Here is a 9,249-nt window from a genome sequence, read left to right as displayed (position 1 = left end):
GGACCTCGCGGCCGCCTATCGGCAGGTACTCGACGCGACGAAGGCGGACCGCATCGACCTGGCCGTCGAGGGGCGCTCGCTGGTCGGCGCGGAGACGGTGCAACGCCGCAACGCCGCGCTGCGGCTGCTGCAGGACGCCGGGAAGGCGGCGGACAACCCCGTACACGTGACGTACACGCTGCCGGTGGACCCCACGCTCGGCCTGGGGGAAGAGGCCAAGGCGCTGTTGCGCGACGCCGCCGAGCAGCAGGTGGACGTCGACTACGTCAACATCAAGGCGCTGAACTACGGCGCCGCGCTCGCGCCCCGGCCGGAGGGGCGGATGGGCCAGTTCGCGATCGACGCGGCCCGTACCGCGCACGCGCAGATCCGCGACGTGTGGCCGCACCTGACGGACGGGCAGGCCTGGAGCCGGATCTCCGTGTCGGTGATGATCGGCCGCAACGACGTGCCGGGCGAGGTGTTCACCCTCGACGACGCCCGCCGGTTCACCGAGTTCGCCAAGAGTGTGCACCTGGGCCGGATCGCGTGGTGGTCGCCCACGCGGGAGGGCCCGTGCGCCGACGGCCCGAAGATCGGCGCCGACCCCGGCTGCGGCGGGGTCTCGGCGGACCTCGACGCGTTCCTGCGGATACTGGGCGGCTGAACGCCGGCGCCGGGGCCCTCGGGTGGGGCCCTCAGTTCAACCGGGCCCGGGCCGCCTTGGCTTCGCCGCGGGCGGTCTCGGCGACCTTCGGGTCGATCCGGGCGACGAGGTCGGCGTAGTCGTCCAACTGTTGCGCGCCCGCCGCGAACTGTCCGGTCCGCGCGAGCAGTGAGCCGCGTTCGTGGCGCAGCGCCGCGGGGTGTCGGGGCAGCAGCAGGGACAACTCCACCGCCCACAAGCGCGTCCACGCGCCCTCGATGCCGCGCTCGGGCTGGGCGGCCCACGCGCGGATGTTGTTGAGCACGCGCAGCAGGATCGCCGTCGGCCGCGCGGGTTGCAACAGCGCCGGATCGCCCGGATGCCCACCCGCCGCCGCGGCCAACTCGCGAGCGCGGGACACCGACAGCGGGACGCCGCCGTGGAACGGGTCGGCCAACTCGAACTCGCCGTCGGGGTCGCCGATGCCGACCACGAAGTGCCCCGGAAGGGCGACCCCGTACACCGGCAGGCCCGCGCGCCGGCCCACGTCGATCCACACCATCGACAACAGGATCGGCAGCCCGCGCCGCCGGCGCAGCACCTCGTGCAACAACGACGACCGCAGGTCCGCGTAGTCGGACTCCTGTCCGAAGAACCGGGCCCGGCCACCGAGCACGAGCGCGAGCGCCTCGGCCGCCTTGGTCACGTCGTACGCGGGACCCACCCGGGCGCGCACGGCCGCGGCGAGCCGCTCCAACTCGGCGATCCCCTCGGCCGGATCGAACTCGGCGTCGACCTCGACGCCCATCAGCAGCGCGGCCTCGGCCAGGTCCACGTCGGGGGCCCGGACGACGGCCGCGAACCGGTCGCGGGGATTTTCTCGGCTCACGGGCGGACGACCGGCGGCCGGCGGTAGTGGTAGCCGTGGTGGTCGGTGAAGCCGAGCCCGTCGTAGAGCTCGCGCGCGGGCTCGTTGTCGGACTCGACCTGGAGCCACCCCGTGCTCGCGCCGCGGGCGACGGCGTGATCGGTCAGCGCGCGCATCACCGTGCGAGCCAGACCCCGGCGGCGATGGTCCGGGGCGACTTCGAGCGCGGAGAAGCCCGCGTAGCGCCCCTGCGCGCACACCCGACCGATCGCCGCCGGCGGGCCGCCCGCCGGATCGGGCACGGTCGCGAACAGTGTGCCCGGCGGTCCCTGGAGCACGTGCCGCTCGGCCCTGCCGGGCGATTGCCCGACGTGGTGGTAGGCCGAAAGCCACGCGTCGGTGAGCGTGTCGTCGACGTGCACACCGCTCGCATCGACGTCGTGCAACACGTCGAGCACCCGCACGAGCCGCCCGGTGCGCATCAGCGAGTCGCCCTCGGGCGGCCACCCGAGGTCGGCGAGCAGTGCGTCGGTCGGGTCGTCGTGCGGGATCTGGAAGAGCACCGGACGCCCGCGTTCGCCGTACCAGGCATTCACTCGATCGAGTGCCTGCGCGAACGGCAGGCCGGGATCGCCGAGCACCAGGACCGAGTTGGCCCGGCGGGTGAATCCCTCCGAGGAGCGCAGCAACCAGTCGCCGAGCGCGGCGCTCTCCAGACTCGGCCACGCGCGATTGGCGATGTCCTGGAGCCGGGCGGGGGTCAGCCGCGACACCGTCGGCGGAACGACCTTGGCGGCGACGACGGAGGCTTCGGCCACCCGGGCGATACTGCCGTCCCTGCGAGTGATTGTCAGCACACCCTCGGTCCAGTCCACGAGGTCGCCGACCACGTCGCCGTAGGTCGCCCCCGAGCCGGCGGGCAGCTCACGGCGCAGGGACACGCGCCTGCCCACGTCCTGTGGTGTGATCCTCTTCACCTGTCCGGCATCCCCGATCCGTGCTGACCTCGTCCGCGAAAGTCTGCTGACATGTTCCCGGCCCACAGGTAAGGGCCACCTGCTAGGAGTAGGCCCCGGCCCACCGCGATACTAGTTGCGGGCACCGACGTTGCCGCGCTCCCGCGCACCCTGTACCGCCCGCATGAGGAGGAACCCGACGTGACCTACGTCATCGCGCAGCCCTGCGTCGACCTGAAGGACAAGGCATGCATCGAGGAGTGCCCCGTCGACTGCATCTACGAGGGTGAGCGTGCGCTGTACATCCACCCCGACGAGTGCGTGGACTGTGGCGCCTGCGAGCCGGTCTGCCCGGTCGAGGCGATCTTCTACGAGGACGACACCCCGGAGCAGTGGAAGGACTACTACAAGGCCAACGTCGAGTTCTTCGACGACCTCGGCTCCCCGGGCGGCGCCTCGAAGATGGGTCTGATCGCCAAGGACCACCCGCTGATCGCCGCACTGCCGCCGCAGGCGCAGGCCGAGTAGACGTGGTTCTCTCGCACCACGGTGCACCCGCTCCCCTCGTCCCCGCCCCGGCGCGGGGCCGGGGGGCGCGGCGGGTCACCGATCTGCTCCCGGTGTTCCCGTGGGACCGACTCGAACCGTTCGGGGCGAGCGCGCGCTCGCATCCGGAAGGCGTCGTCGACCTCTCGGTGGGCACGCCCGTCGACCCCACTCCCGAGCTGATCCGCGACGCGTTGTGCGCGGCCGCGGACGCGCCGGGCTATCCGACGGTGTACGGCAAACCCGAACTGCGCGAGTCGATCGCCGGCTGGTTGCGGCGCCGGCTCGGCGTCACCGACGCCGACCCCGACGCGGTGCTGCCGGTCGTGGGCACCAAGGAACTCGTCGCCGCGCTGCCCAACCAACTCGGCCTGGGCCCGGGTGACACGGTCGCGCACCCGGCGCTCGCCTACCCGACCTACGACGTGGGCGCGCGCCTGGCCGGCGCGACCCCGCTCGCGGTCGTCGACGGCACGCTGCCCGACCCGGCCGGCGTGCGGATGATCTGGCTCAACTCGCCGGCCAACCCGCACGGCGCGGTGCGCACCGCCGCCGACATGCGCGCGGTGGTCGAGTGGGCGCGCGCCCACGACATCCTCGTGGTGTCCGACGAGTGCTACATCGAACTGGGCTGGGAGGCCCAGGCGGTGTCGGTGCTGCACCCGGACGTGAGCGGTGGTTCGCACGAGGGCCTGTTGGCGGTGCAGTCGCTGTCCAAGCGCAGCAACCTGGCCGGCTACCGCGCGGGCTTCGTCGCGGGCGACCTCGCGGTGGTGCGCGAACTCCTCGCGGTGCGCAAGCACTCGGGGCACATCGTGCCGGCGCCCGTACAGGCCGCGATGACCGTCGCCTTCGCCGACGACGAGCACGTGGCGGTGCAAAAGGCCCGCTACGCGGCCCGGCGTACGGCCCTGCGGGACGCGTTGGAGTCGGCCGGCTTCCGGATCGACCACTCGCAGGCGAGCCTGTACCTGTGGACCACACGCGACGAGAACTGCTGGGACACGGTGGCCTGGTTCGCCGAACGCGGCATCCTGGTCGCCCCGGGCGACTTCTACGGCCCCCTGGGCGAGCGCCACGTGCGCATCGCCCTGACCGCGACCGACGAGCGTGTCGCAGCCGGGGTGGAACGCCTGAAGTCCTGACCCGATCGGGCTCGTTCCGGCTCGATTCGGCTCGATTCGGCCCGTTCCGGTTCACCGCGAGCCGGCGGAGATGATCCCGGCGTCGAGGGCACCGAATCACCCTTCGGTGTCCGCGGCGCCGGGATCGTTTCGCCGGTTTTCGTCGTCGTAGGGTGTCGGTATGACCGTCACCCTTGATCTGTCCCAGGACGCGGCGGCGTTGACCGCGCAGCTCGTCGACATTCCGTCCGTCAGCGGCGACGAGAAGGTGCTCGCCGACGCGGTCGAGGCGGCGCTGCGCACGTATCCGCACCTGAGCGTGTTCCGGGACGGCGACTCGGTCGTGGCGCGGACCGAACTCGGGCGGTCCGAGAGGATCCTGATCGCCGGTCACCTGGACACCGTGCCGATCGCGGACAACGTGCCGTCGCGGATCGAGGGCCCGCTGATGTACGGGTGCGGTACGTCCGACATGAAGAGCGGGGTCGCCGTCCAACTGCGACTCGCGGCGCACCTGCCCGAGCCCAACCGCGACGTCACCTACGTGTTCTACGACTGCGAGGAGATCGAGGCGGCCCGCAACGGGCTGCTGCGGCTCGCCGACAACCACCCCGAGTGGCTCGTCGCCGACTTCGCGGTGCTGATGGAGCCGACCGGCGGCGCGGTCGAAGGCGGTTGCCAGGGGACCTTGCGCGTGCAGATCACCACGAAGGGCGAGCGCGCGCACTCGGCCCGCTCGTGGTTGGGCGACAACGCGATCCACGGCGCGGCCCCGATCCTGACCCGCCTCCAGGGCTACGAGGCGGCCAAGGTGGTCATCGACGGTCTCGAATATCGCGAGGGTCTGAACGCGGTGAGGATCGAGGGCGGCGTCGCGGGCAACGTGATCCCCGACGCGTGCACCGTCACGGTCAACTTCCGCTTCGCCCCCAGCCGCAGCGCCGAACAGGCGCTCGATCACGTGCGCGAGGTCTTCGCCGGTTTCGACGTGGTCCTCACCGACTCGGCGGCCGGCGCGCTGCCGGGCCTGGACCGGCCCGCCGCCGCGGCGTTCGTGGCCGCGATCGGGACCACGCCGCGCGCCAAGTTCGGCTGGACCGACGTCGCGCGGTTCTCGGCTCTGGGTATCCCGGCGGTCAACTACGGCCCGGGAGACCCGAATCTGGCGCACAAGCGGGACGAACACGTCGAGATCGCCCTGATCGGGGACAGCGAGGCACGCCTGCGCAACTGGCTCGCGTGATCGTCGACCCGAACCGCCGGCGTGCGCGTGGCGCAAATCCGGTGCAGCCGAGTCCGGGCGTGACAGGCTGACCCGATGGACGCGCGTTTCGCTCCGGAGGAGCCCCCCGAGTTCGCCTCGCCCAGCGAGGTCGAGGAACAACACCCCGGCATGGGCCACCTCGGTACGGAGGCGTGGCGGGTGCTGCGCATTCAGTCCGAGTTCGTCGACGGGTTCGGCATGCTGGCCGATCTGGGCAAGGCGGTCAGCGTGTTCGGGTCCGCCCGGACCGAACCGGGATCCGACGAGTATCGAACCGGTGAACGGGTCGGCCGCGCGCTCTCCGAGGCCGGCTACGCGGTGATCACCGGCGGTGGTCCCGGTGCGATGGAGGCCGCCAACAAGGGCGCGCGCGAGGCCGGCGGGGTCTCCGTCGGCATCGGCATCAAGCTCCCGTTCGAGTCGGGCCTGAACCCGTACGTCGACCGCGGCATTACGTTCCGTTACTTCTTCGCGCGCAAGACCATGTTCGTGAAGTACGCCCAGGGCTTCATCGTGCTGCCCGGCGGGATCGGCACGCTCGACGAGTTGTTCGAGGCGCTGACCCTCGTACAGACCGGCAAGGTCACGCACTTCCCGGTCGTGCTGATCGGCCGCGACTACTGGAGCGGCGTACTGACCTGGCTGCGCGACGTGGTGATCGCGCAGGGCAAGGCGTCGCCCGCCGACCTCGACCTGATCCGGCTCACCGACGACGTCGACGAGGCGGTGCGGATCATCCGCGACGCCGACCTGGGTCCGGCCAAGGCCGAGGCCGTGTCACGCGCCGACAAGGAGGAGGCCGAGCGGCGCGCCGCAGGCTGAACAATTGCCACCTGACGGGCATTCGGACGCCCAGCCGCGTTCACTTGCGGGACACCGGGGGGCGAAAGCGTAGGGGCGTCCTGATATTTCCTGCCTGTCACGGGAGAAACCCGATGTCGCTGTCCCGCAGGGGCTTCCTCGGCCGCACCGCCACCACCGGGGCCGGTGTCGCCCTCATCGGCAGCACCGGCATGCTGCTGGCCCCGAACGCGTCCGCCGCGTCCGCCGATTCGCGCCACGGTGGGCACGGCCGCCCGCCGCGTCAGCCGGGCTACGGCCCGTTGGTCAACGACCCCGCAGGCCGGCTCGCGCTGCCGAAGGGCTTCTCGTACACGATCGTCACCGAGGCGGGGGTCACCAAGCTCGAGTCGGGCGAGGTCACTCCGAGCAACCACGACGGCACCGGCGCGTTCAAGCTGCGCGGCGGCGGCACCGTCCTGGTCAACAACCACGAACTCGGTGGCTCGCTCAAGGACACCCCGCTGCCGGTTCCGCACCTCGCGGGCCTGACCTACGACGAGGGTGTCGCGGGCGGTTGCACCGTCGTCGAGGTCAACCGTTACGGTCGCCGGATCCGCGAGTACGTCGGCGTCGCCGGCACCGCCACCAACTGCGCGGGCGGTGTCACCCCGTGGGACACCTGGCTGACCTGCGAGGAGACCGAGCAGCTCGCCGGCCAGGGCAGCGCGACCAAGGACCACGGCTACGTGTTCGAGGTGGACCCGTACGACCGCCGGGCCAACCGCGACCCCAAGCCGATCAAGGCACTGGGCCGGTTCGCCCACGAGGCCGTCGCGGTCGACCCGCGCCGCGGCCACCTGTACCTGACCGAGGACGCCGGCAACCCCAACGGTCTGCTCTACCGCTGGGAGCCCCCGCGCCACTTCGACGGTGGTCGCGGCCGGTTGCGCAAGCTCGCCGACAACGCCGGTGTGCTCGCCGCGATGCACTGCAAGGACTCGGGCGGTCGGCACGTGGACGACCTGTCCCGCGCGACCGAGATCGGCACCACCTACGCGGTGAACTGGGTCGCGGTTCCGGACCGCGACGCGCGTACCGTCTCGGTGCGCAAGCAGTTCACCGACACGGACATCACCCGCGGTCGCAAGATCGAGGGCATCTGGTGGGGCGACGGCGGCGCGTACGTCGTCACGAGCTTCGCGCGCAAGGAGAGCCCGGGTACGCCGCACGACGGCCAGATCTGGTTCTACGACCCGAAGCGTTCGCGGCTGACCCTGAAGCTGCGCTTCGGCGTCAACACCACCCCGGACGTGGACGGCCCGTTCGACGGCCCGGACAACATCAGCGTCTCCCCGCACGGCGGCGTGATCATCTCGGAGGACGGCGAGGGCATCCAGCACCTCCTCGGCGCGACCGACGACGGCAAGACCTACCCGATAGCCCGCAACGACGCCCCCGGCGGCAGCGAGATGACCGGTCCGGTCTTCTCCGACGACGGCCGCACGCTCTTCGCGAACGTGCAGACCCCCGGCACGATGTACGCGATCCAGGGCCCCTGGAAGCGCTGCTGAGCAGTTCACGCCTCGACCCGGTCTCGGAGTCGAAGGGGGCGAATCGGCGGATTCGCTCCCTCGGCTCCGGGACCGTTCGCGTTCCGGGGCCGGGCCCGGGCTGCGTGGCCGGGCCCGGGCTGTGGGCCGGGTCCCGGCCGGGTGCCGGCTTCAGGCCAGTGCGCGGCGGGCGACGGCGGGCTGACGGGTGCCGTGAATCGTGGAGACCATGTCCAGCACCTGGCGAGTCTCCGCGACCTGGTGGGCGCGGTACACCCGAGCGCCCAACCACGCGCTGACGGCCGTGGTGGCCAGGGTGCCGAGCAGGCGCTCGTTCACCGGCTTGTCCAGCGATTCGCCGACGAAGTCCTTGTTCGAGAGCGACACCAGCACCGGCCACCCCGTGTCGACCATCTCGCCGAGTCGGCGGGTCGCCTCCAGTGAGTGGCGCGTGTTCTTGCCGAAGTCGTGGCCCGGGTCGATCATGATCGCGTCACGGCGCACCCCGAGCGACGCGGCGCGCTCGGCGAGCCCGACCGTGACGTCGAGGATGTCGGCCATCACGTCCACGTAGCCGATCCGATGCGGGCGGGTGCGCGGCTGCGCCCGGCCCGCGTGCGTGCACACGATGCCGGCGTCGTAGCGCGCGGCCACGTCGGCGAGCTTGGGATCGACACCGCCCCACGCGTCGTTCAGCAGATCCGCGCCCGCCTCGCAGACGGCCTCGCCGACCTCGTGTCGCCAGGTGTCGACGCTGATCACCACGTCGGGATGCGCGCGGCGCACGTCGGCGACGAAGGACGCCGTCCGACGGATCTCCTCCGCGACGTCCACCTCGGCGCCGGGGCCGGCCTTGACGCCGCCGATGTCCACGATTCCCGCGCCCTCGGCGACCGCTCGATCGACCGCTTCCAGGGCCGGTCGGTCGTCGAATGTCGCGCCCTTGTCGAAAAACGAATCCGGTGTGCGGTTGATGATCGCCATGATCACCAACTCGTCTCCATCGAACTCACGCCGGCCCAACCTCAGTGTCGTCACCCCGTCGACCTCCACCCACCACACCCTGCACGTGCCACCTGACCCCTTGATCGTGGCACGATCGACCCGTGCGCCGACCCGGGGGCTTCCCGAAGCGACCCGGGTCACCTGTTACTTGAATCACCCGAATCGCCTGAACCATCCGAACCCGCCGTCGAAGGGGAGCCGTCCGTGTTCTGGATCCAGCTTGTCGTGGTGACCGGGGTGATCTTCACGATCGCCGCGGTGGTGCTCGGGGCGGGTGGCTCCCTCCCCGACGCGTACCGCGAACAGCCCGAGCTGCGGATGCCCGAGGACCACCCGCTCACGAGCGCGGACGTCGACCACATCCGCTTCCCGGTCGTCTTTCGCGGCTACCGGATGAGCGAGGTGGACGACGTCCTGGACCGGCTCACGAGCGAACTCGCCGCTCGTGACGCGCGCATCCTCGAACTGGAGTACAAGCTCGCCGGTACGACGCCCGCCGGCATCGTGGTCGCGGGCCCGGTGGGCGCG

The 9,249-nt window shown here is 71.5% G+C and carries 9 protein-coding genes and 1 pseudogene; 7 read left to right on the top strand and 3 right to left on the bottom strand.

Annotated features, from left to right (window positions below; all coding sequences use genetic code 11):
* Positions 1-646, top strand: a pseudogene (locus GT354_RS09305) (hypothetical protein); the annotation flags it as partial.
* A 31-nt stretch (positions 647-677) separates the two neighbouring features.
* Here the strand turns inward: GT354_RS09305 and GT354_RS09300 are convergent.
* Both GT354_RS09300 and GT354_RS09295 read right to left on the bottom strand, forming a co-directional pair.
* Positions 678-1,514, bottom strand: coding sequence for a transglutaminase-like domain-containing protein (locus GT354_RS09300; RefSeq protein WP_161355792.1), 837 nt, complete (start codon positions 1,512-1,514; stop codon positions 678-680).
* Positions 1,511-2,470 carry a GNAT family N-acetyltransferase gene (locus GT354_RS09295; RefSeq protein ID WP_346011949.1) on the bottom strand — a complete coding sequence of 320 codons (960 nt, stop codon included), beginning with the start codon at positions 2,468-2,470 and terminating at the stop codon, positions 1,511-1,513. The genes GT354_RS09300 and GT354_RS09295 overlap by 4 nt, the downstream gene beginning before the upstream one ends.
* Before the next feature lie 180 nt (positions 2,471-2,650).
* Here GT354_RS09295 and fdxA point away from each other — a divergent pair, with 180 nt between their 5' ends.
* The 5 genes from fdxA (at position 2,651) to GT354_RS09270 (ending at position 7,737) form a co-directional block, all read left to right on the top strand.
* Positions 2,651-2,977, top strand: coding sequence for a ferredoxin (gene fdxA / locus GT354_RS09290; protein ID WP_161355791.1), 327 nt, complete (start codon positions 2,651-2,653; stop codon positions 2,975-2,977).
* Between the two features lie 92 nt (positions 2,978-3,069).
* Complete coding sequence (gene dapC, locus GT354_RS09285) at positions 3,070-4,140, top strand: succinyldiaminopimelate transaminase (protein ID WP_346011948.1); 1,071 nt, start codon at positions 3,070-3,072, stop codon at positions 4,138-4,140.
* Between the two features lie 160 nt (positions 4,141-4,300).
* Positions 4,301-5,362, top strand: coding sequence for a succinyl-diaminopimelate desuccinylase (gene dapE / locus GT354_RS09280; protein WP_161355790.1), 1,062 nt, complete (start codon positions 4,301-4,303; stop codon positions 5,360-5,362).
* Between the two features lie 75 nt (positions 5,363-5,437).
* Positions 5,438-6,205, top strand: a complete 768-nt coding sequence (locus GT354_RS09275) for a TIGR00730 family Rossman fold protein (RefSeq protein WP_161355789.1) — start codon at positions 5,438-5,440, stop codon at positions 6,203-6,205.
* A gap of 113 nt (positions 6,206-6,318) precedes the next feature.
* Complete coding sequence (locus GT354_RS09270) at positions 6,319-7,737, top strand: alkaline phosphatase PhoX (protein ID WP_161355788.1); 1,419 nt, start codon at positions 6,319-6,321, stop codon at positions 7,735-7,737.
* 150 nt (positions 7,738-7,887) lie between these two features.
* Here the strand turns inward: GT354_RS09270 and folP are convergent, their stop codons facing one another.
* On the bottom strand, positions 7,888-8,700 hold the full coding sequence (folP, locus tag GT354_RS09265) for a dihydropteroate synthase (RefSeq protein WP_161355794.1): 813 nt from the start codon (positions 8,698-8,700) through the stop codon (positions 7,888-7,890).
* Positions 8,701-8,925: 225 nt separating this feature from the next.
* Here folP and GT354_RS56435 point away from each other — a divergent pair.
* Positions 8,926-9,249: DivIVA domain-containing protein (locus GT354_RS56435; RefSeq protein ID WP_237534552.1), on the top strand; the 324-nt coding region annotated here is incomplete at its 3' end.

It is taken from the genome of Streptomyces sp. SID3343, assembly GCF_009865215.1.
Taxonomy (GTDB): domain Bacteria; phylum Actinomycetota; class Actinomycetes; order Streptomycetales; family Streptomycetaceae; genus Embleya.
Note: the sequence above shows the minus strand (reverse complement) of the source record. Positions and strands in the feature narration are given on the sequence as shown.